Source organism: uncultured Nostoc sp. (genome assembly GCF_964247315.1).
GTDB lineage: Bacteria > Cyanobacteriota > Cyanobacteriia > Cyanobacteriales > Nostocaceae > Nostoc.
In genome coordinates this window covers 41701-64550 of record NZ_CAXTTT010000024.1, presented here as the reverse complement: position 1 = coordinate 64550, position 22850 = coordinate 41701, and the positions used below count along the sequence as shown (strand labels likewise).

The 22850-nt window shown below is 42.3% G+C and carries 24 protein-coding genes and 1 pseudogene; 17 read left to right on the top strand and 8 right to left on the bottom strand.

The features are described from left to right. The first annotated feature begins 974 nt into the window (after positions 1 to 974). The 9 genes and pseudogenes from cysE to ACFE93_RS09885 form a co-directional block, all read left to right on the top strand. The gene (cysE, locus tag ACFE93_RS09925; protein ID WP_375473134.1) at positions 975 to 1715 is read left to right on the top strand and encodes a serine O-acetyltransferase; all 741 of its coding nucleotides are present in this window, start codon (positions 975 to 977) and stop codon (positions 1713 to 1715) included. Positions 1716 to 1830: 115 nt separating this feature from the next. Continuing rightward, the gene (locus tag ACFE93_RS09920; RefSeq protein ID WP_375473133.1) at positions 1831 to 2061 is read left to right on the top strand and encodes an Asr1405/Asl0597 family protein; all 231 of its coding nucleotides are present in this window, start codon (positions 1831 to 1833) and stop codon (positions 2059 to 2061) included. 302 nt (positions 2062 to 2363) lie between these two features. Beyond that, positions 2364 to 2561 (top strand): DUF2949 domain-containing protein, encoded by a 198-nt coding sequence (locus ACFE93_RS09915; protein WP_375473132.1) that lies wholly within the window; start codon positions 2364 to 2366, stop codon positions 2559 to 2561. A gap of 371 nt (positions 2562 to 2932) precedes the next feature. Then, positions 2933 to 4066: a homocitrate synthase gene (gene nifV, locus ACFE93_RS09910; RefSeq protein WP_375473131.1), complete on the top strand. Its 1134-nt coding sequence runs from the start codon at positions 2933 to 2935 to the stop codon at positions 4064 to 4066. Continuing rightward, the gene (locus tag ACFE93_RS09905; protein WP_375473130.1) at positions 4053 to 4340 is read left to right on the top strand and encodes a nitrogen fixation protein NifZ; all 288 of its coding nucleotides are present in this window, start codon (positions 4053 to 4055) and stop codon (positions 4338 to 4340) included. The genes nifV and ACFE93_RS09905 overlap by 14 nt, the downstream gene beginning before the upstream one ends. Next, complete coding sequence (gene nifT, locus ACFE93_RS09900) at positions 4315 to 4518, top strand: putative nitrogen fixation protein NifT (protein ID WP_334785861.1); 204 nt, start codon at positions 4315 to 4317, stop codon at positions 4516 to 4518. The genes ACFE93_RS09905 and nifT overlap by 26 nt, the downstream gene beginning before the upstream one ends. A gap of 116 nt (positions 4519 to 4634) precedes the next feature. Next, a complete protein-coding gene (locus tag ACFE93_RS09895; protein ID WP_375473129.1) occupies positions 4635 to 5183 on the top strand; it encodes an NAD(P)H-dependent oxidoreductase subunit E in 549 nt (182 codons plus the stop codon). A 241-nt stretch (positions 5184 to 5424) separates the two neighbouring features. After that, on the top strand, positions 5425 to 6588 hold the full coding sequence (locus ACFE93_RS09890) for a PD-(D/E)XK nuclease family protein (RefSeq protein WP_375473128.1): 1164 nt from the start codon (positions 5425 to 5427) through the stop codon (positions 6586 to 6588). A 51-nt stretch (positions 6589 to 6639) separates the two neighbouring features. Further along, positions 6640 to 6963 (top strand): annotated as a pseudogene (locus tag ACFE93_RS09885) (Uma2 family endonuclease); the annotation flags it as partial. A gap of 73 nt (positions 6964 to 7036) precedes the next feature. Here ACFE93_RS09885 and ACFE93_RS09880 read toward each other — a convergent pair. Next, positions 7037 to 8419: a 1-acyl-sn-glycerol-3-phosphate acyltransferase gene (locus ACFE93_RS09880; protein ID WP_375473127.1), complete on the bottom strand. Its 1383-nt coding sequence runs from the start codon at positions 8417 to 8419 to the stop codon at positions 7037 to 7039. 277 nt (positions 8420 to 8696) lie between these two features. Beyond that, positions 8697 to 9266: a Uma2 family endonuclease gene (locus tag ACFE93_RS09875; RefSeq protein WP_375473126.1), complete on the bottom strand. Its 570-nt coding sequence runs from the start codon at positions 9264 to 9266 to the stop codon at positions 8697 to 8699. Positions 9267 to 9468: 202 nt separating this feature from the next. Between ACFE93_RS09875 and ACFE93_RS09870 the strand changes: the two genes are divergently transcribed. From ACFE93_RS09870 to ACFE93_RS09860, 3 genes are all read left to right on the top strand, one after another. Further along, the gene (locus tag ACFE93_RS09870) at positions 9469 to 11283 is read left to right on the top strand and encodes a proline--tRNA ligase (protein WP_375473125.1); all 1815 of its coding nucleotides are present in this window, start codon (positions 9469 to 9471) and stop codon (positions 11281 to 11283) included. 10 nt (positions 11284 to 11293) lie between these two features. Beyond that, positions 11294 to 11503 carry a hypothetical protein gene (locus tag ACFE93_RS09865; RefSeq protein ID WP_375473124.1) on the top strand — a complete coding sequence of 70 codons (210 nt, stop codon included), beginning with the start codon at positions 11294 to 11296 and terminating at the stop codon, positions 11501 to 11503. A 217-nt stretch (positions 11504 to 11720) separates the two neighbouring features. Further along, complete coding sequence (locus ACFE93_RS09860) at positions 11721 to 12332, top strand: GerMN domain-containing protein (protein WP_375473123.1); 612 nt, start codon at positions 11721 to 11723, stop codon at positions 12330 to 12332. 64 nt (positions 12333 to 12396) lie between these two features. Here the strand turns inward: ACFE93_RS09860 and ACFE93_RS09855 are convergent, their stop codons facing one another. The 3 genes from ACFE93_RS09855 to efp all read right to left on the bottom strand — a co-directional run bounded on the left by ACFE93_RS09855 (position 12397) and on the right by efp (position 14031). Then, positions 12397 to 12744: a metalloregulator ArsR/SmtB family transcription factor gene (locus ACFE93_RS09855; RefSeq protein WP_292755361.1), complete on the bottom strand. Its 348-nt coding sequence runs from the start codon at positions 12742 to 12744 to the stop codon at positions 12397 to 12399. Positions 12745 to 12806: 62 nt separating this feature from the next. Then, positions 12807 to 13364: an acetyl-CoA carboxylase biotin carboxyl carrier protein gene (gene accB, locus ACFE93_RS09850; protein WP_375473122.1), complete on the bottom strand. Its 558-nt coding sequence runs from the start codon at positions 13362 to 13364 to the stop codon at positions 12807 to 12809. Between the two features lie 109 nt (positions 13365 to 13473). Next, on the bottom strand, positions 13474 to 14031 hold the full coding sequence (gene efp / locus ACFE93_RS09845; protein ID WP_094349903.1) for an elongation factor P: 558 nt from the start codon (positions 14029 to 14031) through the stop codon (positions 13474 to 13476). A 371-nt stretch (positions 14032 to 14402) separates the two neighbouring features. On the opposite strand from efp, the gene ACFE93_RS09840 reads away from it, so the two are divergent. Continuing rightward, a complete protein-coding gene (locus tag ACFE93_RS09840) occupies positions 14403 to 15509 on the top strand; it encodes a peptidylprolyl isomerase (protein ID WP_375473121.1) in 1107 nt (368 codons plus the stop codon). Between the two features lie 38 nt (positions 15510 to 15547). Here ACFE93_RS09840 and ACFE93_RS09835 read toward each other — a convergent pair whose 3' ends face one another. Beyond that, positions 15548 to 16135, bottom strand: a complete 588-nt coding sequence (locus ACFE93_RS09835; RefSeq protein ID WP_375473120.1) for a Uma2 family endonuclease — start codon at positions 16133 to 16135, stop codon at positions 15548 to 15550. Between the two features lie 89 nt (positions 16136 to 16224). On the opposite strand from ACFE93_RS09835, the gene thiL reads away from it, so the two are divergent. Then, positions 16225 to 17241 (top strand): thiamine-phosphate kinase, encoded by a 1017-nt coding sequence (thiL, locus tag ACFE93_RS09830; protein WP_375473119.1) that lies wholly within the window; start codon positions 16225 to 16227, stop codon positions 17239 to 17241. A 189-nt stretch (positions 17242 to 17430) separates the two neighbouring features. Here the strand turns inward: thiL and ACFE93_RS09825 are convergent, their stop codons facing one another. Together ACFE93_RS09825 and nadD are read right to left on the bottom strand one after the other, a co-directional pair. Beyond that, positions 17431 to 18444 (bottom strand): type I glyceraldehyde-3-phosphate dehydrogenase, encoded by a 1014-nt coding sequence (locus ACFE93_RS09825; RefSeq protein WP_375473118.1) that lies wholly within the window; start codon positions 18442 to 18444, stop codon positions 17431 to 17433. 116 nt (positions 18445 to 18560) lie between these two features. Next, positions 18561 to 19187, bottom strand: coding sequence for a nicotinate (nicotinamide) nucleotide adenylyltransferase (nadD, locus tag ACFE93_RS09820; RefSeq protein WP_375473117.1), 627 nt, complete (start codon positions 19185 to 19187; stop codon positions 18561 to 18563). Positions 19188 to 19590: 403 nt separating this feature from the next. On the opposite strand from nadD, the gene murC reads away from it, so the two are divergent. The 3 genes from murC to ACFE93_RS09805 all read left to right on the top strand — a co-directional run bounded on the left by murC (position 19591) and on the right by ACFE93_RS09805 (position 22728). Next, entirely contained in the window at positions 19591 to 21054 is a 1464-nt protein-coding gene (gene murC / locus ACFE93_RS09815; RefSeq protein WP_375473116.1) for a UDP-N-acetylmuramate--L-alanine ligase, read from the top strand. Positions 21055 to 21178: 124 nt separating this feature from the next. Then, the gene (murB, locus tag ACFE93_RS09810) at positions 21179 to 22177 is read left to right on the top strand and encodes a UDP-N-acetylmuramate dehydrogenase (RefSeq protein ID WP_375473115.1); all 999 of its coding nucleotides are present in this window, start codon (positions 21179 to 21181) and stop codon (positions 22175 to 22177) included. 203 nt (positions 22178 to 22380) lie between these two features. Continuing rightward, positions 22381 to 22728 (top strand): YbaB/EbfC family nucleoid-associated protein, encoded by a 348-nt coding sequence (locus ACFE93_RS09805; protein ID WP_099100025.1) that lies wholly within the window; start codon positions 22381 to 22383, stop codon positions 22726 to 22728. Positions 22729 to 22850: the final 122 nt, after the last annotated feature.

Sequence of the window (22850 nt, the reverse complement as noted above, 5' to 3'; positions counted from 1 at the left end):
TACACAAGTCTGAAATAGTTTACTTACCTGGTTTTTCGTGTCAGTTTTACCCCACCTTAACCCTCCCCCTATGTATTGGGGAGGGAACTAGTACCGCAAGGCGGAAGTCAAAAGTCAAAAGTTAAAAGTCAAATAAAGCTGCATCTGGTTCTTGAGTCTTTGATACTCATTAATGAGCCTTTGGACTCCATTAATGAGTCTTTGAACTCCATTAATGAGTCTTTGATACTCATTAATGAGTCTTTGATACTCATTAATGAGCCTCTGAACTCCATTAATGAGCCTCTGAACTCCATTAATGAGCCTTTGAACTCCATTAATGAGCTTTTGAACTCCATTAGTAAGCCTCTACAAGTTTCGTGGCTAGGGTAGCATAGCCTTACGCCACTACAGCAATCAGCAATTATTTAACTGCTATGAGAATATCTATCTATTATGCCGCTCTAAGATTTTGTGTTGGCTATTCCCACACATCTATATAATAAGAAAACAGTCATGATGAGCGATAACTATATTTTTAAAGGTATATCTGCATACAGACAGCAAATCCTAAAAGAAAATAAAGAAACCTGTGTTGCACCCAACTAAATAATAGGATAATAATAGTAGTAGGATATACAGAATATCGGTTTGTAGCCTCATCTAACTCATACTTGAGTGCATCTGAGTACAGCTTAATATATTGCAAAATATATTGACGAAATCTTAGCAAAAGCTTACAGATAAAGTTTCTTGTAGCGAGTACAGAAATTCTTAACCCCTGCCCCAAAAATACTAGTACCCCCATCGTTAAATACTAGCGCCCCCAACCCCAGACAAATTTTAACTTTATGTTAAGTCGGGGTTTCGGCGTTTGAGTACAACCTTAATCAATCCAATAAATCCAATCAGCATTGGGTTTCCTATCGAGTTGGATGTCACCTGATATAAGCATAAAAATAGCAGATGGCTCATTTATCAGATAGACATTACCGATGCAACAGTCTTTAGACAGTATTAGCGATCGCCAAACTACCAAAACGCAGGATTCTACGCGCACATCCATGCTGAAAAATCTACTCTCTGGCGTTTTTTTTGAGCCATTATTGAGTGATTTTCGCATTATTTTTGAGCGCGATCCAGCAGCACGGAATTGGCTAGAGGTAGTATTTTGCTATCCAGGATTGCACGCACTCTGTTTGCATCGTCTTGCTCACTGGTTACATGGCCGAGGAGTGGATTTTATCCCCCGTTTAATTTCTCATTTGGGGCGATTTTTGACCGGAATTGAAATTCACCCAGGTGCAGAGATTGGTCAGGGCGTGTTTATCGACCACGGAATGGGGGTTGTCATTGGCGAAACTGCGATCGTGGGCGACTATACACTGATTTATCAGGGCGTCACTCTGGGCGGAACTGGTAAAGAAACTGGTAAGCGACATCCCACAGTAGGTAAAAATGCAGTGATTGGGGCGGGTGCAAAAGTTTTGGGTAATCTACAAATTGGCGATCGCGTCCGTATTGGCGCAGGTTCCATTGTCTTACGGAATATCCCTAGCGATTGCACTGTGGTGGGAGTTCCCGGTCGAATTATTTCTCGGAACGAAGCCGCCAGCCTTTCTCCTTTAGAACATGGAAAGCTACCCGATGTGGAAGCAACCGTGATTCGTTCTTTGCTCTCACGTATAGAGCAACTCGAAAAACAACTGCAAACTTTAGGCGTTAAGAGTCATTAGTCATTGGTCATTGGTCATTAGTCATTAGTCATTGGCAAAGGACAAAGGACAAAGGACAACTGACAAATGACAAAGGACAAAAGACAACTGACAAATGGCAAAGGACAAATGACAAATGACAAATCACGTTTTGCAGATTCCTTTGAGCGATCGCTGGCGAATCTATCACCGTTTGCAAGAGTTAAAAATTAATAGCTCTTGTCCCCCCGATGGTTCTTTACGAGTGCAAGTGAACAATTTGCTCGAAGTAATTCTGATTCGCAGTACAGTTATGCAATTTCTTGGTTCTCGTCACGAATTATTAGAGTGGCTAGAGCGTTGCTGGCATTACAGTGATGAGTCATGATTATTTCAAAAAGACCTAATTTAAAGACGATTAATCTTGAATTCATGACTCAAGGACTGCACTTCATCCTTTTTGTTCATAAATGCACAAAGCTCGAATAAATTTAGAAGTTGAAGCTACTGTCTGCTAACAGAATTTGTTGCAGACTGAGATGGATTAGATGAGGTTTAGATTTTGTTGGCTCTACTAAATCTGAAATTTCCCTGACATGTAGCAACAATTAAAAAGGCGAAATTCCCAAATCTAAATTGGGAATTCTGATTTTTAATTTTTTCCCAAATTAATAAATTGAAAGTTTGATTATGGCGACTCGGAACAGAGATATAAAACTCCTCAATTTTTTGCACAATGAACTTGAACTTTCAAATGCCGATATTGCTGTAGCTCTGCGACACCGTGAATTAGAAAATGGCCCACTACCGATGCTCCTCTGGCAGTATGGTTTCGTTGATGTGGAACAGCTAGGAAAGATATTTGATTGGCTAGCAGACCAAAGTTAGTAAATTGAAACCCTGTAGCTCTGAGTACCATTACCTGCCTAAATTACACTCACATGCACTAGAAAAGATGAGGTTACGAAGATGATTACATCCTTAATTGCTGGATTCTGTGTATTACTTTGCTCAGGATTTGCTAATAGTTATATTAGTTCATTGCTACTCGAAGACATTTCAACTGACATCGGTAAAAACGATTAGAAAATTATACATTGTTTTAGTTCCCTGTCATACAGATGTGATGCTACTAATAGGGCAATAATTAAGGATCATGTATCCTACATTATGAATTGTGATATTTTTAGCATTTACCATCACGAGGGATTGTAGAGGGAAAGGATATTAAGAATACTTCCAAGAGAGGGATATTTGCAATGAATCAAATCATAATTAATGACACTACATTACGTGATGGCGAACAAGCCGCAGGTGTTGCCTTTACTCTACAAGAAAAAGTAGCGATCGCTAAGTTTCTCGATGCCATTGGTATCCCGGAATTAGAAGTCGGTATACCGGCAATGGGTGACGAAGAAACGCGGGCGATCGCTGCAATCTCTAACTTAGGTTTACAAGCAAAACTCTTGGGCTGGAACCGTGCTGTCATCTCAGATATCAAGGCTTCCATCGCCTGTGGTTTGAACAGGGTGCATATTGCTATTCCCGTCTCTGGTATCCAAATTGCCACTAAATTTCATGGTCAGTGGCGAGTAAGTTTACAAAAACTCAAAGACTCAATCAACTTTGCCCTCGATCAAGGTCTTTGGGTAGCAGTCGGCGGCGAAGATTCTTCCAGGGCTGATGAAAACTTCCTCTTAGATGTAGCACTTTATGCCCAAGAATGGGGTGCATCCCGCTTCCGCTTTTGCGACACTGTAGGAGTTCTCGACCCCTTTACCACCTACACCAAAGTCCAACGGCTGGTTTCAGCGTTAACGATTCCCCTAGAAATCCACACGCATAATGATTTTGGTCTAGCAACTGCCAACGCCCTTGCGGGTATCAAAGCCGGAGCATCATCAGTGAGTACCACAGTTAACGGATTGGGTGAAAGGGCGGGAAATGCCGCATTAGAAGAAGTTGTCATGGCGATCAAACGCATCTACGGCGTTGATTTGGGCATTCACACTCCCAGTTTCCTGGAACTGTCTCAACTAGTTGCAGCTGCATCCGGTGCAGATTTACCACCCTGGAAAGCGATCGTTGGTGAAAATACCTTTGCTCACGAATCTGGCATCCATGCTCACGGGGTATTGCAAAATCCCACTACCTACGAACCATTTGCTCCCGAAGAGGTGGGTTGGGAACGGCGTTTAGTAGTAGGTAAACATTCTGGACGGCATTTAGTTGCTAACTTGCTAGAACAGCATGGAATTTTCTTGAACTCCCAAGAAACCCAATCTGTTTTAGACGCAGTGCGCCATCAATCGGTACAGAAAAAACGCAGTTTGACGACAGAAGAATTATTAAATTTGGTCAGAGAACAGAGGTACTCTCATGCAACGCGATGAATTAGAACTCCACTTGCCACCTGCTTTTGAAATTGGTGAAAAAGTCAGAGTTCGGAAACTGCTCAAAAACGATGGTACCTTTCCTGGTAAAGAAGTCGGGCAAGTTTTAGTGAATAAAGGAGATATCGGCTACATAGCAAGTATAGGCACATATTTGCAAACTTCCTATATATATGCTGTGCATTTCTTAGAAACAGGATTTGTCGTCGGCTGTATGAAAAAAGAACTAGAATCTGTTGAGGAATCTCATGAAAGTAATGCTACGCATGAATGACGCCGGCACTTTAGTAGTTTACGTTGCTAAAAAAGACCTGGAAGAAGAAGTCGTCAAACAAACCGATGGAAATGATGGCAAGATTCTCACCCTAGCAAATGGTTGGGAATTAGAATTTCGTGATTTACCAGACACAGCAAATTTACCCCAAACAGTAGAAGCTAAACGCCTCGTGTAAGGGGACTGGGGAATGGGGACTAGAAAATAAGTATTTAGGAATATTTTCTCAGTACCCAATTCTCAATCCCAATTCCCAATCCCCAATTCCCAATTCCCAATAACTTTTTATCAATCATGGGTAACAAGTATTTGACATTATCAGAATTGAACCTTGAAGGACAGTTACTAGGTTTTGTTGGTGGTGAACCAGGAAAATATAAATACTTGCAATTGGCAGTTCCATCTGGAAATGTGGAAATCAAACTGCCTAAAGAGTTACGCCGTTCTCTAAGTTCTTCCTTAGTTCCCGGTCAGCGAGTTCGTGTTTGTGGTCATAGCAAAGTAGATTCGCGCACAAGTAAAATAAAAATAAAAGCCTATCGAGTCTCACCAATTGATGCGTGTCCAAAGCAAGATTTACCACCTCAACCTAAAGCGAGGATTATGGTATGTCAAAAGGGCGGTTGCCTGAAACGTGGTGGTAAAGGTTTATTATCAGATTTAGAAAAAACTTTGTGCGATCGCGGTTTGTTAGACAAAGTTAACATTGAACATACTAGTTGCCAAAAATGCTGTGGCAGCGCTCCCAACTGTGTTTTACAGCTTGGTAACAAGAAATACAAGAATATTCATCCTGACGCGATCGCATCTTTGCTAGAAAGTCACTTAACTTCAGAGCAATAACCTTCTCTAGCTTTCCTTAAAATAATACATAAATTTGTAAGGGTAAAAATTTTACCCCTATTTTTGTTGGTATAGTATAGCACTCTTGTCAAACTGCGATCGGCTAAGTTATAACTGCTGCAACACTAATAATACCGAATACAAACATAACTTATAAAACTTTTATGTAGCCTTGTTCAAGCACGACTACAAGCTTAGTGTGTATAACTTTTTTGGAATTACCTTAAATACTTAAAAATAAATGTCTTTGTTTACTAATTTACTCAATCTACATTCAGGAAACAAACCGCGTGAAGATTTTTTTACTGAGATTGTTGCTTATTTTTTGTCATTGAATAATGATATTTTACTTGGTTGGCTAAAACATCACTCAATCATTAGTGATGATAATTATTCCAGCATTAAGATTTCAACTCAACAAGAACACAAAGGACTTGAAAGCCATACAGAGAATAGCAGACTTGATATTGTGGTTGAACTGTCAACTGGTTTAACTACAGATGTAATATTTTTTGAATCAAAAATTGGCGCGAAGGATGGAAATAATTCTTTAAAAAAATATGCTGAAATTTTGAGTAAATTACCAAATGTCAGACATCGAATTTTAATTTACATTAGCCGTGATTATGATCCGAAAAAAGAAATTAAAACTCCAGCATTTAATCTAGAGCCAACAGTAAGTTTTTATCAATTGAGGTGGCATCAATTTTATGCCCGATTACAACAATACGAAACTGATATCTTAGCCCAAGAAACATTAATGTTCATGAGGAGAAATGGAATGTCTACCACTAATCAATTTTCATCGCTTGACTTATTGACAATGGTGAATTTTAACAAAACTCTCCATCTCATGGAATCAACCCTCAGTGAAGAAGTACAGCAAGAATTCAGGGTAGCTTTTGGAGGTGTTATCAGAGGTGCAGCAAGTAGGACTCAATGGAAATGGGACGAGAGATATATTATCTACACCCACTTTTCTCCCTCAACATGGGATTTCTGGTGTGGTCTTGGATACTTCGGTTTAAATCCAAGTAATTTAACTGATTATCTATATTTAGGTATATTTTTGCACGTTTCTCCTAAGTTTGGACAACGCCCAAAAATTATTGAATCTATGCAAAAAATAATTAACGATAAACCCAATCTATGGACTCCTAGTAATTTAAAAGTTTTGCCAGCATGGTCAGGTATATTTTATAGAAAAAGCTTACAAGACTTTTTATCTGAAGAAAACCACGTATCTGCTATTAAATTATTTTTCCAAGAGTCAATAAAGGAATTAAAAACGGTTCAGGAACAATATTTTGATTTTCCTTGGAAGGGTGTAAGTATAGAAACAGTTACAGGAACTGATAAAGAAGAAGACCTCAACACCTCACCATCTTCCATCGCAGAAGTTTAATCAGTTACAGCTATATTAAGATAAAAATAACTCTGCATTCTCGTAGCTGTTATGAGCCTTACCACTGCTAAACGCTTTACTATAGCTGAATATCATCGTCTAGCTGAACTCGGCTTCTTTGAGGATAATGACCGAGTTGAGCTAATTAAGGGTGAAATAATCCAGATGGCAGCAAAAGGCACACTGCATTCTGTTTGCAGCACCCGCTTATATCGGGAATTATTCAAGCTGGTGGTAGAAGAGGCGATTATTCGAGGACAAGAACCAATTATTATACCTGATAACAGCGAACCCGAACCTGATCTAGTAATTGTACGAAATCGTCCTGATGACTATTTAGAAGCTCATACTAGGCCATCTGATGTATTATTGGTAAATTAGCTGATAAATTAATAGGTCATAGCTAATTTTTACACTGGAATAGTGCAGTTTATTCTAGTCTTATTTTTCAAATCAATTTTTCCAACGCGTGTTGTAAATCATTTGTCACATCAGCAACAGCTTGTTTAGCACCTAAACGATTTTCCTTATACGCTGGGTAATGCTCAGAAATAGATATGGGTTCACCCACAGTAATTTTTACCTTTTGCTTACCCAACTGCGGACGCTGTACACCTTTATCGCCTTTAATTTTAGCAATCATCTGCCATAAAATTAAAGTCGTCTCAGCAAACCTTTCTACTGTTGGATTTTCACGAATATAATTACCAGAAACAGCGACAAAACTTTCTACTAAACGCATGTGCCACATCCTTGCATTTGCTTCTTCAGCAATGCGATCGCCTAAAGCTCTTTCAACAGCAGATACTCCTTTTACATCCTTAAAATCTTCTCTAAATATATAATTCCACCCAGCTTGCTCTACCCGCCGACATCTATCGCTCAAAGTACCTTTTGAATGCAAATCAAAATACTGTTCTGATATTAGTAGTGCCGCATTTAATAAAGCTTGTAAACGAATTGCTAATGCTTCATTTCTATTTTCAATTTCTTTTCCTACTGTTTTGACATCTGTAAGCTTTAGATGATAAAAGCGCGTGTAAAATTTTTCCATCAACGAAAGTAAATGTTCTGCCAAAGTCAACAACCGGGGATAAAGCGATTCTATAGAAGCATTTTCTGCTGGATTCACAGGTAAACCACTAGCCGCTTCCAATTCACTTAAAAGATTAGCGATCGCCTCCCAAGGAGCATCAACGTAACTATATTTAATCCCAACTGGTACAATTAGAACCTGTTGGTCGCTTCCAGCTTTTTGCAAATCTTCAGCACACCAAAAGCCTAATTGGGCAATACCAGGTTCAAGGGGGCTAATATTCTCTGATAAACCATTGGTAGCACCTTCAGGCGCAGCCGCCATCGGAAATTTACCATTAGCAAACAAGTCACGCGCCGAACGTAACCCCGTCCAGTCAGCTTTACCTCGCTGAATTGGAGTCCCACCTAAATGAGAAGCAATCCAGCCAACGTGGGAACCTGCCCAGAGAGGAATGCCGCGATCATAGATAAAATGAGCGTGAATGGGAAGTTGTAGTGTTGTACCCTGCGATCGCGCTACCTTTGGCACGAGTTGAGACAGCAAGTAGCCCAAACAAAACGGATCGTCTGTTTTCGGATGGCGAAATGCCAGCAGAAAACGGATCTTACCGTCTTGAAACTGGCGATAGAGATCCACCAGAACTTCTACGTTGTCTGCTTCAATTTCGGTAATAGGTGTTTGCCATTTTATCCAACTGGGTAGCAACAGATGGACGACTCGTAGCAATAAAGGGTTAAACGCCGGAGGAATAAATTCTAAGGGTGCCTGTGCTTGATAAATTACATTTGCCAAAGTAGTTTCTCCTAAAGATGTCCTGATTCTAATCGCCTGATGGTTATTTCTTTTAAGATATCCTAACGGCTGTAATATGCCCTGAGTAATGAAGTCGAGGTAAAACCTGCCTATTGCGCTGTGCTTGGCACATTACTCAGGTTAAAAAATTAGGATACCTTCTTAGTCCGCCTACGTAGATTTTTTAATGAAGCGTACTTACGCAGACTTATAAAGTATTTTCTGCTGCAATGGAAAGTGTTGGCAGATAGTGGAGGTTTAGCAGCACTTGCAAATCTTAATAACAAGAAAGACTCAAGCTAAATCCTGGTAATACATCTTCACCCAATAATTGTGTGGGTAGATTTCGCACTTCCGTATCTTGTTTTTGGCGATAAATTTCTACTTGCTGCTGTTGGGGGTTAATTAACCATGCCAATTGCACCCCTGCATCTATATATTCTTGCATTTTGGAACGTAACATTTCCAAATCATCTGTTGCTGACCTTAATTCAATGACAAAATCGGGTGCAATAGGGGGGAATTTGCGTCTTTGTTCAGGTGTAAGTGCTTGCCAACGTTCTCGTTGAATCCAAGCAGCATCTGGGGAACGGTCAGCACCATTGGGTAATTTGAATATAGTAGAAGAACTAAAAGTGTAACCAAGGCCAGTTTGCCGATTCCAGATTCCTAGATCAATAATTAAATCTGCTTCTCTATTGCCGCTTTCACCTCCAACGGGGGACATGATGATTAATTCTCCCTTGGCAGTGCGTTCAAATTTCAATTCGCGGTTATTTTGACATAAGTGATAAAATTGTTCGTCACTCAGGTGAACGGTGTCTAGTTTTAATGTCAAAGGACTCATAACCTAGACCTAGATTAAATAGTTGCAAAGATTATATTATGCCATATCTTAATGACTGTAAGATGCCGATCGCACACAACGCAAGTTCAAAAACTAGGATACCTTTTTAGTCCGCCCAGGCAGACGAGAGTTTGTATGGCCGCGATTTCTAATCGCCAGGTGGTTTATAAACAAATTAGTGATTATGGAAAGGGATTAAACGATGCGACTTTCACAAATGTTATTTGTTACACTGCGGGAGGATCCGGCTGATGCTGAGATTCCCAGCCATAAATTATTACTCCGTGCAGGTTACATTCATCGCATCGGTAGTGGTATCTATGCTTATCTCCCGTTAATGTGGCGGGTACTGCAAAAAGTTTCCCAGATTGTGCGGGAAGAAATGAACGCTACAGGCGCACAAGAATGTCTTCTACCACAATTACAACCTGCTGATTTATGGAAGGAATCGGGACGTTGGGACACTTACACCAAAGCTGAAGGGATTATGTTTTCCCTGATTGACCGCCGGGAGCAACAATTAGGATTAGGCCCAACTCATGAGGAAGTAATCACAGCGATCGCTCGTGATATGATTCGCTCGTATCGCCAGCTACCACTGCATCTCTACCAAATTCAAACCAAATTCCGTGATGAAATTCGTCCCCGCTTTGGTTTAATGCGCGGACGGGAATTTATTATGAAGGACGGCTACTCCTTCCACGCCGATGAAGCCAGCCTTAAAGAAACTTACCAGGATATGTATAAAGCCTACAGCAATATCCTACGGCGTTCTGGTTTAGCTTTTCGGGCAGTAGAGGCTGATTCGGGTGCAATTGGTGGTTCTGGTTCCACAGAATTTATGATTTTGGCGGAAGCTGGCGAAGATGAAGTTCTCTACACTGAGGATGGTAAATACGCCGCTAACGTAGAAAAGGCTGTTTCTTTACCAATTGACGCCGAAACCTCACGGTTTACAACCTATGAAAAACGGGATACACCTGGAACAGAAACCATTGAAAAGGTCTGTCAACTCCTCAACTGTTCTCCCACTCAATTAGTGAAAAACGTCCTTTATCAGACAGTTTATGATAATGGTGTAACGGTGTTAGTTCTGGTAAGCATCCGAGGCGATCAGGAAGTTAATGAAGTCAAATTGCAAAATGAATTGACTAAATTAGCTTCTGAATATGGTGCCAAAACTATTATTAGTTTGGATGTACCAAATATAGAAGCCCAGCAAGCATGGACAGCTAAATCTTTACCTTTAGGTTATATTGCGCCAGATATCGCAGATGAGTATATTACCGCCAACAAGCAGATGCATCCCAAGTTTTTACGCTTGGTAGATCAAACAGCCGTTGATTTAAAAAACTTTATTACAGGTGCGAATGAAGCTGGTTATCACGTTGTTGGTGCTAATTGGGGTAAGCAATTTACATTGCCAAGTACAGTAGTAGATATACGTAAGTCAAAACCAGGCGATCGCGCCATCCATAACCCAGAACAAACCTTACAAAGCGCTCGTGGAATTGAAGCAGGTCACATCTTCCAATTAGGCACTAAATATTCCCAAGCAATGGGAGCAACTTATACCAATGAACAGGGTGAAGAAAAGCCGCTATTTATGGGTTGTTTTGGTGTAGGTGTGTCACGATTAGCACAAGCTGCTGTAGAGCAATCTTACGATAAAGATGGGATTATTTGGCCAGTTGCGATCGCACCCTATCACGCGATCGTCACAATTCCTAACATTAAAGATGCTCAACAAATCGAAATCGCCCAAAAACTTTACACAGAACTCAATCAAGCAGGAATTGAAACCCTACTAGATGACCGTGACGAACGTGCTGGAGTGAAATTTAAAGATGCTGACTTGATAGGCATCCCTTATAGAATTGTAACCGGGCGGGCGATCGCTAATGGCAAAGTTGAAATTGTAGAAAGAGCCACCCGTAAATCTCAAGAAATAGTCATTGATGAAGTGACAACAACACTTAAACAGTGGATTACCGAAGCAATAGGGCATAGGGCATAGGGCATAGGGCATGGGGCAAAACAGTTCCGTTAGCGTCAGCGGGGCGTTTAGCCCGTTTCGAGTTCCTCGGCTTAGAGTCATCCGTGAGATTCCCCACTCAGCACTCAGCACTCCTGAAGGGCATGGGGCATGGAGAAGAGATAAGGTAGATAACGAAGAGGAGGGAGAAGGGAGAGACTTGTCCAATAATTCTCGCTTGTCCCCAACTCCTAACTCCTAACTCTTAACTTTTCACTCCCCATTCCCCATAATTTACATAATCTGGTAGGTGACGGATTAAAAGTAAAAATTCTAGAATTGAATTAGAAACTTGCAGAATTAAAAGCCATCAAGTCTCCTCTAAATTGTGGGAAACTCTCTACTTATAAGTATCGTCTTTAACCAGGCTGCTCCTCACATAACTACCATATCAGCCCTCAGTTAGGAAGGTTTTGAACATGAAAGACCAACAAGGATCTAATCGTATTTCTTCAGGTGTAATTGCAGCTGTGTCAGCAGCGGTTGTAGCGGTGGGTGGCGGTGTAGCTTGGTTTACCACACAGTCCAGCAATACTCCCACACCATCAAACCCCTCTGCGCGCATCGATCAACCAGCACAGCCATCAACTAGGCAGCCAGCTAATGAGCAAACCCCTAACGTTTATTGGCTAAGACCGAAGGACAAAAATGTTGCTTTGGTTCCCCAGCCTGTTAAAGTCGCTTCTATTCGACCCAACCAGCCTTTAGAAGCAGCTTTCCAGAGTTTGTTAGCAGGCCCAACAGAAGGGACAGATTCAACAACTATCCCTAAAGAAACTAAGCTATTGGGACTGAAGGCGGAAAATAACGAGGTTCACGTTAATTTATCTGAAGATTTTACCAATGGTGGTGGTAGCACCTCAATGATGGGCCGCATCGGACAAGTTGTTTATACTGCGACAAGTTTAAATCCCAAAGCCAAGGTGTACATTGACGTGAACGGCAAACCATTGGATGTTTTAGGCGGTGAGGGTGTAGAGTTACAACAACCGCTAACTCGCGAACAGTTTCAGAAAGATTATCCGCTTTAGTCATTGGTCATTAGTCATTAGTCATTAGTCATTAGTTTTGGACAAATGACAAATGACAACTGACCTAAAGTTTGCTATTTAACACGCGAAAATTACGGGCTTGCTGCTCTAACCTTGTGGCGAGGCGATCGCAAACCCGATTACACAAATCAAAAATCATTTGATCTTCCACCCGGTAATAGGCGCAAGTTCCTTCACTGCGGCGGCTAAGAATACCTGCTTGCCACATTACCTTCAGGTGTTTTGACACATTTGCCTGAGAAGTCTGTGTTGCCTCTACCAACTCTTGCACGCATTTTTCTTCATCCCGTAATAAGTGTAGCAGCCGTAGGCGCATTGGCTCACTTAACAGGCTGAAGTATTCAGCTACTTGTTGCACCACTTCTGGTGGTAAAGGCAACGTTTGTTTCATCAGGGTTAACCCGCAAGGACAGAAAATTTTAACAATGATTCACTTCATATATACATTAATACTTAATCAGGGTTAATTCGCATTAAAGGTTGACCATATTCTACAGCGTCGCCATTTTGGAGAAGAATTTCCATCACCTGTCCAGAGACTTCGGCTTCGATTTCATTCATCAGCTTCATGGCTTCAATGATACAGACTGTTTGACCCTTACGGATGCGATCGCCCACTTCCACAAATGCTACTTCCCCAGGCGCAGGAGCGCGATAAAACGTTCCTACCATTGGGGAAGGCACTTCTACTAATCTTTGGTCGATGGTTAAGGGAGGATTTACTGATAACTGCATTTGTGTGCTAGTTCCAGTATTCTCAAATACACGAGATGTGGACACCTCCGTTGCCTGACTTCCGCTCATCTGGTTTCCCCCAGATGAACCCGATGTCAAGCCTGAACCTACCACACCGCCTAAAGTCCCTTGACCTACCGACAACATCTGATTGCTAACGCTCACAGCCTTACGGACTGTTAGCTCAAAATCATCGCTTTTGAGCGTGACTTCTGCAATATCTGTTTGTGCGATAGTTGCCAGAAGTTGGCGGATTTCATTAAAGTCCAATGGCACAGTTTTTATTACCTCGACCTATCCGTAAATGAGCATCTTAAGTGTGGCAGGGAATTAATCCCTATATAGGGATTTAAATTGGGAGCAAACATCTCCGTAGAGATGAAAGTTATTCCCTGCTGATATATTTATCTTCCTGAGTATCAACTTTGATACGTTCTCCTTGGGAAATAAATAAAGGAACCATTACAACTGCACCAGTTTCCAGAGTTGCTGGTTTTGAGCCACCTGTGGCAGTGTCACCTTTTAAACCTGGATCTGTTTGTACAATTTCCAGAACCACAGACTTAGGCAATTCTACTCCTAGCACCTGTTCGCCCCAACGAATCACTTCGGCTTCCATACCTTCTTTGAGGTACTTGACGCGATCGCCAATTTGTTCGCGAGTCAATCTGCCTTCTTCGTAGGTTTCCATATCCATAAAGACAAACTCATCGCCTTCTTTATAGGTATGCTGCATCGTACTTTTTTCTAGAGTGGCTTGTGGTACTGTTTCCCCTGCGCGGAACGTTTTTTCCATCACGCTCCCACTTTGGACATTTTTTAGCTTAGTTCGTACAAAGGCGGAACCTTTGCCTGGTTTGACGTGCAAGAATTCAAGCACTCGCCATACAGACCCATCCAATACAATTGAAACACCGGGTCGAAAGTCGTTACTGGAGATCATGAAACTTTCAAATTTTGGAAGACAATCGGCATTTATTGTACCCTTCAAGCGGAGTAATTAGCTATTTAGTCACGGGGCATTGAGCATAAGGCAAAACAGTTCCGTTAGCGTCAGCGTGGCGTTTAGCCCGTTTCGAGTAAAGAAGTGCTGAGTAAAGAAGTGAGATTTCCCACTCAGCACTCAGCACTCAGCACTCCTGAAGGGCATTGGGTTCTTCCTCATCCCCCTCATCCTCTACTCCCCACTCCCTCCATCCACTTGCATTTATTTTCACTCAGCACTCAGCACTCAGTACTCAGCACTCATACTGTGGGAAGATTATTTATGGGTTACGTCCAGTCAACAATTCACTGCTGCATTTGAGTTATCCCATGCTTAACTTCTTAAAATCCTGGCTGAAGAAGAGCCTAATGGCAATACTGCTGATAACAATATTTTTAGGCATAACTACAGTTGGGTGGACTCCCTCCAGTAGCGCCGCACTCCCAGCCGGCAATGCAATTACAGACGGAAAGGCTTTGTTACGGTATGCACTCCCGATAGATAACAAACCTGTGCGGCAACTACAAGGCAGCTTAGAGGACATCTCTGCCCAACTGCGGGCGAATCGACGTTGGGGTGCTATTTCCAAAGACATCAGCCAAGCATCCCGCATTCTCGATAAACCTTCCCAAATCTTAACAAGCGTTCCAGCAGAACGCCAACCCCAAGCCGAAGCTTGGATTACCGAGTTGAAAGCTGGGGTTGGTAAATTGGAAGAATTGGCGAACAGGAAAGATAAAGAACAAATTCTGCAAGAGAGAAATAAACTACTAAATCTCGTTACTGAGCTAGAAGATTCAATGGTGAAACAATTTCCCTTTGAAGTTCCTGCTGAGTATAGCAACCTGCCACAACTTAAAGGTCGTGCCACTGTAGAAATTAAAACCAACAAAGGCGATTTAGCTCTTGTCGTAGACGGTTATAGCGCCCCTGTAACTGCTGGTAATTTTGTAGATTTGGTACAGAGGGGTTTTTATAATGGCTTAGAATTTACCCGTTCTGAAGAATCTTACTTTCTCCAAACTGGAGATCCTGCTGGGAAAGATGTGGGTTTTATTGACCCAACAACGGGCAAATATCGCGCTATTCCCTTAGAAGTCTTAGTTAAAGGCGATAAAGCACCTACTTATGGCATTACTCTAGAAGAAGCTGGACGTTACGTTGATATGCCAGTTCTACCTTTTTCTGCCTTTGGTGCAGTGGTGATGGCTCGTCCTGAAAGTGAAGTAAATGGTGGTTCATCACAATTTTTCTTCTTTTTGTTTGAACCAGAACTCACCCCCGCCGGACGCAACCTTTTGGATGGTCGTTATGCCGTTTTTGGCTATCTAACCGAAGGTAAAGAAGTTTTGGATAAACTAAAGGCTGGTGACAAAATTGAATCGGCAACTGTGGTTCAGGGAATAGAAAATCTGGTTCAGCCGCAAGCTGCATAAGAAGGAGCAGGGAGAGAATAATTCCTGTACAGACGCGATTAATCGCGTCTCCCCTGATTCAGATTCCCGGCGGTGAATATCTGATCGACTGCGATCGCTAATTCTGGAAAAGTTCGTGATACAATTTGTTGAGTTGTTGTAAAAACTGTTTCTTCGTACAATCCATCTTCCAGTAGTAACACGGAAACTTCTGTTTCTAGTGGGTCTACAATCCAATATTCAGGAACCTCTAAAGCCGCATATTCCGAGCGTTTATAACGATAGTCCCGTTTAACCGATTCTGGACTAACCACCTCGACAATTAGTAACGGGGGTGACTCAAATACTGCTGAAGCATTCAACAATTCTCTGGCTTGCTCCAGTGTAACTACACACAGATCGGTCAACCTAGATTTATTTCTACCAGTTCTCACCCCACTTTCCCGAAAACACAGCCAAGTACAGTTACAACGTTTGATTTCTGCATCTAGTAATTGCTCAAGAAATTTGGCAATCAGGAAATGTTCAATAGTAGGTGGATTCATTAACTCTAGCTTCCCATCCACCAGTTCATAGCGAAAATCGCTACCATCATCATAGGTTAAGTACTCCTCAAACGTAATGCTGGTTACTGGTGTTGTTACCATTCCAACTAACTCCTAGACAATACCTTTATCTTAAACAGTAAAGTAAATCATCAGTTTTCTTCGTAATTTTGCAACACGGAAAACCGATTGTGAACAGTGATTTATCTTCTCAACAGGTAAAAGACATTGGCGAACAAGGTCTTTTAGAAAGATTACAACGCTTTTGCCCACCAGAAATTATCGGCGATGATGCCGCAGTACTTGAAACTGTACCAGGGCAATCTTTGGTAGTGACTACAGATGTACTGGTTGATGGCGTGCATTTTAGTAATCTCACCACTTCCCCAGAAGATGCTGGTTGGCGAGCTGCTGCTGCCAATTTATCAGATTTAGCAGCAATGGGGGCTTCTCCATTGGGAATCACTGTCGGCTTGGGACTACCTGGTGAACTTAAGGTGAGTTGGGTAGAACGCTTGTACCAGGGAATGACAGAATGCCTGCAAAAATACAATACCCCGATTGTTGGGGGTGATGTTGTGCGATCGCCTATTACTACTCTGGCAATTACCGCTTTTGGTCAAGTTAACCCTAGTCAAATTATCCGTCGTTCTGGTGCTGCGATTGGGGATGCGATCGTCGTTACAGGCGTTCATGGAGCCTCAAGAGCGGGCTTAGAACTACTCTTGCATCCTGAATTAAAAGAAAACCTCAACAACGAAGAAAAGACGGCTCTAATCCGCGCACACCAACGCCCACAGCCACGATTAGATGTCTTACCAATCCTCCAGAAAATCTTACCATGCCCCATGCCCATTGCTGGTATGGATAGCAGCGATGGTTTAGCAGATGCGATAATCCAAATTTGCCGCGCCAGTAGCGTTGGCGCTGTTTTAGAACGCAGACAAATTCCCCTACCAAAAACTTTTAACCATTGGCTGACACAAGAGCAAGCGCTAGCTTATGCTCTATATGGTGGCGAAGACTTTGAATTAGTGCTGTGTTTACCACAAGAGTTAGCATCAACCTTAGTGCAACACCTTGGAGAAGGTGCTGCGATCGCAGGCAGAATTACAGCCGGATCGACAGTAATATTGCACGACGAGCAAAAAAAATTCCCTGACCAATTTCTGAGTCTTAGCCAGGGATTTCAACATTTTGGTCAATAGTACTTTGTCCTTTGTCATTTGTCCTTTTTCTAATGACCAATAACTAATGACTAATGACCCTTCGGGTGACGCTCCTGCGTCGCTAGCGCTGCGCTAACGCCAGCTGCTCATGGGGGAAACCCCCTTGGCGCTAGCCTCTCCCTTTGGGAGAAGACCGCACTGGCTCACCAATGACTAATGACAAATTAATTATTGCCACTTCTCAGCTACCAATTCTGCCAGATCCAAGACTCGTTGGCTGTAACCCCACTCGTTGTCATACCACGCCATAACTTTTACTAGATCATTGCCCATAACCAAAGTCAAGCTAGAATCGACAATCGAAGAAGCATCACTACCTTGATAATCGGAAGATACTAGTTCTAGTTGGCTGTAGTCCAAAATCCCTTTAAGTGGGCCTTCGGCAGCATCTTTGAGAGCTTGGTTAACTTCTTCAGTAATAGTACGCTTCTCAACCTGAACTACGAAATCTACCATTGAGACGTTCGGGGTTGGTACGCGCAAGGCAACGCCATTTAGCTTGCCTTTGAGGTCTGGGATAACCAGTGCCACTGCTTTTGCTGCGCCAGTAGAGGTGGGTACAATGTTTATCGCTGCGGCCCTTGCCCGTCGCAAATCCCGGTGAGAAGCGTCTAGCAAGCGCTGATCGCCTGTATAGCTGTGGGTGGTGGTCATCGTGCCTTTGATGATGCCAAACTTATCGTTCAACACCTTGGCGATTGGTGCCAAGCAGTTGGTAGTACAGCTAGCGTTACTGATAACGTGGTGTTTGTTGTGGTCATAGTCATGATGATTCACACCAACTACAAAAGTACCATCCTCATTTTTACCAGGAGCGGTAATCAGAACTTTCTTGGCTCCGGCATTTACGTGCTTGAGCGCTCCTTCTTTGCTAGTAAATACCCCGGTTGCTTCGATAATTAGGTCAATTCCCCAATCTTTCCAGGGCAAGTTTTCTGGGTTGCGATCGGATACGCATTTAATGGTCTTACCATTAACGATGATAGAGTTATCATCGGCACTAATCTCAGCACCCTTGATCTTCCCTAGCATTGAGTCATACTTCAGCAGGTGAGCATTGGTTCTAGGGTCTGAAGTGTCATTAATAGCGACAAGATCAATCCGACTATTCTCTCTACCCACCCAGCAACGCGCAAAGTTACGTCCAATCCGCCCGAAACCGTTGATTGCAACTCTAATCACAGTGTCTTGCCCTCTGTATTTATGCTTATATGTTGATATCGTTGACCCCAATCATATCGCAAAGGGGGGGGGCACTTTTAACCATAAAGTGTTAGATCAATAAAAAAACACATAATTTATTCAGATTTGTAAGAGTAGAGATTGTTGTTAGTGATATATGATCTGACCGATTCCGGGACTAAATAACGAATTGACTGGCGATCGCCACAAAATTTGCGAATTAGACTTGACGAAACTCCTACTAAAGGTATATTCAAGAGTTGCCAGTGAATGTTGTATGACTGCTCTCTGAGTTGTTGCTCCACTTGCTTGCAGATTAATTTGCTTTGAGTTATAGTCTCACCACCTAGCTGTCGGGGTGCGATTAACCAATCACACATTTGTGCTAATTCGTGTCCTCGGTACCAACCGGGTAAGGTTTGGAAAGTATCCAAGCCCACAATCCAGTACCAGTGAGTATTTGGGTAACAGGCAGATAAGTCAATCAGGGTGTTAATGGCATAAGAAGTCCCAGAGCGATTAGTCTCCACTAGTGAGACAGTAAATGCTGGGTTATCTTTGATGGCTAATTGCAACATTTGCAGACGATGCTCAAACAAAGCTGCTTCTTTGTGAGGAGGATTTAGGGATGGCACCCAAATTATCTTTTCAAGGGATACTTGATGCAAAGCTGTCTCAGCTACGAGCAGGTGTCCCCAATGAATTGGATCGAATGTGCCACCAAAAACTGCTAGTTGCTGCATCCAGTTAAGCCTGGGTTTTATGCAATTGAAAAATAGTTTCATTACCAATGTACTATTGTACTCAATTCATGCCTAGACTTGATGCAATTTCAAATTAGTTTCACTAAACAATGTATTATGTAGCCAATTCCAGTAAGGTAGCCAAAAATATGTATTTGACATTACAAGAATTTCTTTCCCGATGCGGCCAAAATTTTCAGAATAATCTTAAGAACAGTTCAGAAAAAGCAAAAACCTCCAACCAAGGTAAAATCATTCTGAACCAGGAAAGCCAGAGCAGAAACATCATTTGGGCATCAAACATGAACATGATACAGGAGTAGTTACGGTAAAAATCAAATTCCTGTTATGATACGCGTGTCATTTGTGATTATGGTGTGGTGTGGTGTAAGAGGAGCAATAAATGACTAATTCTGTAGATTTTAGTGGTAGACCATTTCATTTCATTGGTATCGGTGGCATAGGTATGTCTGCTCTGGCATACGTTCTTGCAAAGCGTCAATTTCCAGTATCAGGTTCGGATCTTCGTCCTAACCACATTACGCACAAGTTAGAATCTATCGGCGCTCATATTTTTGGTAAACAAGAGGCAAGCAATCTCGAATTCTTTCACCCTAAGGTATTTGCTAATACAGTAGTATTAAATTCACAAGAACAATTACCTACTGATACTAAGTCAAAACTGCCTCAAGTCATTTGTTCAACAGCAATTAACACTAATAATTTAGAATACAAAGCAGCTCTGGAATTAGGTTGTCCAGTTTTACATCGTTCAGATTTACTAGCAGCTTTAATTGCCGATTACTACAGTATTGCAGTGGCAGGAACACACGGCAAAACTACAACCAGTAGCATGATTGGCTATATGCTTCTGGAAGCAGGTCTAGACCCAACGATTTTAGTCGGTGGCGAAGTCAATGCTTGGGAAGGTAATGCTCGATTGGGACAAAGCCAATATTTGGTAGCCGAAGCAGATGAATCAGATGGTTCTTTAGTAAAACACGCTCCCGAAATTGGCATCATTACCAATATTGAACTAGATCATCCTGACCATTACGATACATTAGAAGAAGTCATTGACATCTTCCAGACATTTGCTAAGGGTTGTAAAACGTTAATAGGTAGTATTGACTGTGCTACGGTGCGCGATCGCTTGCAACCCACAATTACCTACAGCTTATACTCAGATACCGACGCTGATTACACCGTCACCAATATTGATTACCGTGCTGATGGTACTACGGCTTTGGTTTGGGAAAGAGGCAAAGCTTTGGGCGTATTGACGTTGCGGTTGCTCAGTCGGCACAATCTCAGCAATGCTTTAGCCGCAGTAGCTGTTGGTCGCGCTTTGGGCTTAGAATTTGGAGCAATTGCCAAAGGTATCGCCACCTTTGAAGGAGCAAGACGACGCTTTGAGTTTCGAGGTGAAGTCAATGGCATTACCTTCATTGATGACTATGCTCACCACCCTAGCGAGATTCGCGTTACTCTCGCCGCAGCACGTTTACAGGCAAGACCAGGGCAAAGAGTGGTTGCCATCTTCCAACCCCATCGCTATAGCCGTACACTGACCTTTTTAGAAGAATTTGCCGAGTCTTTTACCCATGCTGATTTGGTTGTGCTGACTGATATTTACAGTGCAGGCGAACCTAATTTAGGGCAAATTAGTGGTGAACGTCTAACGGCGGAAATTGCTAAACAGCATTCGCAGGTAGTTTATCAACCAACTTTACCCGCAGTGTGTGAGTACTTGCTACAAACACTACGCCCAGGAGACTTGGCGCTGTTTTTGGGAGCTGGAAATTTGAACCAGGTGATTCCTGAAATAATTACGATACTCTGTGAACCGGCTAAAGCCACATCCTAAATGGATACTTTGCGAAGTTTTATTTCCAAACAAAGTGCCCTTCTAGCAACGGTTTCATCTGTGAATTCTATTACCGTATCTTTGCGGTAAATTAATGTAAAAATTTTACCAAAACAAAGTAAAGATGACCATTTCCCAGGCAGCTGGAAACGTCTGCACAGTTTCTGCTTTGAATACAAAGAAACAGCAAATAGCTAATTCAGTGGAGAGCGAAGTAATTTACTTACCCAGTACAGATTGTGCGATCAAGTCCCAGGCTTCTTTATCAGCATTTACTTCCTATAGAGTTGGGGGAGCCGCTGATTTATACGTTGCCCCCCGAAACTTAGAAGCACTGCAAGCAAGTCTTAAATACGCAAAAGAACGTAATTTAAAAGTGACAACGCTGGGAGCAGGTTCTAACTTGCTGGTGAGCGATGGTGGTATATCAGGCTTAGTCATTGCTACTCGTCATCTCCGCTTCAGCCACTTTGACCCCCAAACCGGTCAATTAACCGTTGCTGCTGGAGAGTCAATTCCTAGCTTGGCATTGGCGGCAGCAGAATTAGGGTGGCAAGGATTGGAGTGGGCTGTTGGTATCCCTGGAACAGCCGGAGGTGCAGTGGTAATGAACGCGGGGGCACATAATAGCTGTATCGCAGATATGTTAGTTACTGCCCAGGTACTTTCACCCGATGGTACGTTGGAAACTCTTACCCCGGAACAGTTAGGTTATAGCTACCGAACTTCATTATTGCAAGGTGGCGATCGCATAGTCACCCAAGCTACATTACAACTAGCGCCAGGTGCCGACCCAGCAAAAGTTGTGGCAATCACCAAAGAACACAAAAAGCATCGGTTAAGCACCCAACCATACAACTTCCCCAGTTGTGGCAGTGTTTTCCGCAATCCCAAACCTTACAGTGCTGGCTGGTTAATTGAACAAACTGGTCTGAAAGGCTACCAAATTGGTGGAGCACAAGTAGCGCTACTCCATGCTAATTTTATCGTTAATCGTGGTGGAGCAAAAGCTAGTGACATCTTCTGTCTCATTCGCCACATCCAACATCAAGTACAAGAACGTTGGTCTATTAATTTAGAGCCAGAAGTTAAAATGCTCGGAGAGTTTCAAGGTGCTTGTTGAAACTTTTAATTCCGGGAATGCGCGAAGCAAAGGAGCAGAGGAGAAGTTGGAGTAAGTCTTTCTCCTTTGTACCTCTGCATCTTGTGCCCCATAATTTATTCTAGGATGCATTAATTATTGGTAAAAAAAGAGGCAAATTACTTACCGCATCTATAATTGAATTTGATTGATTTGTTATTCAACGCACACGCGTACAAATAATTATGACAGGAAAAGGACAGGGATTTGGCTTTGGCTTAGGAAAAATGAAGGAACTGGCCGAAGCTTTTAAGAAAGCACAGCAAGTTCAAGAAGGTGCAAAGCGACTCCAAGAAGAATTGGAGCAAATGGAGATTCAAGGAGAATCTGGCGGTGGTCTGGTGAAGGTGATTGTCAGTGGAAACCAAGAACCAAAACGAGTAGAAATTTCTCCAGATGCTTTAGCAGAAGGTGCAGAAGTACTTTCTGATCTTGTAACAGTGGCAATGAAAGAAGCCTACAACAAGTCCACAGCAACAATGCGGGAACGTATGGAAGAATTAACCAGTGGGTTGGAGTTACCTGGATTTTAGTCATTGGTCATTAGTCATTGGTCATTAGTCATTGGTCATTAGTCACTGGATAAACAGAGAAGTGGGGGGGGCCGCAGTGGGGGGGCCGCCGAATGCAGTAGGGTGGATCAGCGGGGAGGTGG

Excerpts from the sequence above, each read along its gene's own strand:
- cysE (WP_375473134.1), top strand. The coding sequence starts at position 975 with ATGCAACAGTCTTTAGACAGTATTAGCGATCGCCAAACTACCAAAACG.
- ACFE93_RS09920 (WP_375473133.1), top strand. The coding sequence starts at position 1,831 with ATGACAAATCACGTTTTGCAGATTCCTTTGAGCGATCGCTGGCGAATC.
- ACFE93_RS09915 (WP_375473132.1), top strand. The coding sequence starts at position 2,364 with ATGGCGACTCGGAACAGAGATATAAAACTCCTCAATTTTTTGCACAAT.
- nifV (WP_375473131.1), top strand. The coding sequence starts at position 2,933 with ATGAATCAAATCATAATTAATGACACTACATTACGTGATGGCGAACAA.
- ACFE93_RS09905 (WP_375473130.1), top strand. The coding sequence starts at position 4,053 with ATGCAACGCGATGAATTAGAACTCCACTTGCCACCTGCTTTTGAAATT.
- nifT (WP_334785861.1), top strand. The coding sequence starts at position 4,315 with ATGAAAGTAATGCTACGCATGAATGACGCCGGCACTTTAGTAGTTTAC.
- ACFE93_RS09895 (WP_375473129.1), top strand. The coding sequence starts at position 4,635 with ATGGGTAACAAGTATTTGACATTATCAGAATTGAACCTTGAAGGACAG.
- ACFE93_RS09890 (WP_375473128.1), top strand. The coding sequence starts at position 5,425 with ATGTCTTTGTTTACTAATTTACTCAATCTACATTCAGGAAACAAACCG.
- ACFE93_RS09875 (WP_375473126.1), bottom strand. The coding sequence starts at position 9,266 with ATGAGTCCTTTGACATTAAAACTAGACACCGTTCACCTGAGTGACGAA.
- ACFE93_RS09870 (WP_375473125.1), top strand. The coding sequence starts at position 9,469 with ATGCGACTTTCACAAATGTTATTTGTTACACTGCGGGAGGATCCGGCT.
- ACFE93_RS09865 (WP_375473124.1), top strand. The coding sequence starts at position 11,294 with ATGGGGCAAAACAGTTCCGTTAGCGTCAGCGGGGCGTTTAGCCCGTTT.
- ACFE93_RS09860 (WP_375473123.1), top strand. The coding sequence starts at position 11,721 with ATGAAAGACCAACAAGGATCTAATCGTATTTCTTCAGGTGTAATTGCA.
- ACFE93_RS09855 (WP_292755361.1), bottom strand. The coding sequence starts at position 12,744 with ATGAAACAAACGTTGCCTTTACCACCAGAAGTGGTGCAACAAGTAGCT.
- efp (WP_094349903.1), bottom strand. The coding sequence starts at position 14,031 with ATGATCTCCAGTAACGACTTTCGACCCGGTGTTTCAATTGTATTGGAT.
- ACFE93_RS09840 (WP_375473121.1), top strand. The coding sequence starts at position 14,403 with ATGCTTAACTTCTTAAAATCCTGGCTGAAGAAGAGCCTAATGGCAATA.
- ACFE93_RS09835 (WP_375473120.1), bottom strand. The coding sequence starts at position 16,135 with ATGGTAACAACACCAGTAACCAGCATTACGTTTGAGGAGTACTTAACC.
- nadD (WP_375473117.1), bottom strand. The coding sequence starts at position 19,187 with ATGCAGCAACTAGCAGTTTTTGGTGGCACATTCGATCCAATTCATTGG.
- murC (WP_375473116.1), top strand. The coding sequence starts at position 19,591 with ATGACTAATTCTGTAGATTTTAGTGGTAGACCATTTCATTTCATTGGT.
- murB (WP_375473115.1), top strand. The coding sequence starts at position 21,179 with ATGACCATTTCCCAGGCAGCTGGAAACGTCTGCACAGTTTCTGCTTTG.
- ACFE93_RS09805 (WP_099100025.1), top strand. The coding sequence starts at position 22,381 with ATGACAGGAAAAGGACAGGGATTTGGCTTTGGCTTAGGAAAAATGAAG.